A 286-nucleotide genomic window follows, 5' to 3' on the forward strand; every position below is an offset into this window, starting at 1 on the left:
GCTACTTTCCAGTCCATTGCCATCTTATAAACAGGTGATGCTTGAGCCGACTCAATCCAGCTATCAGGAATGCCTTCAGCGCGTGCCGCATCTTGCACTTTAGGATCATTTGGATCTAGGAAGATATCCAACTGTGCCTGGTACAAATCTTTCTCTAGCGGCGTTGCTGCTGCTTCTTCGATACGGTCTGCATCATAAAGAAGTACACCCAAGTAACGGATACGACCTACACAAGTCTCAGAACAAACTGTTGGCTGGCCCGCTTCGATACGTGGGTAACAGAAAA

At 47.6% G+C, this 286-nt stretch carries 1 pseudogene; it reads right to left on the reverse strand.

The annotated features are described in order from the left end of the window. Nucleotides 1–286 (reverse strand): annotated as a pseudogene (gene narH / locus A3766_RS09655) (nitrate reductase subunit beta); the annotation flags it as partial.

Source organism: Oleiphilus sp. HI0132 (assembly GCF_001635845.1).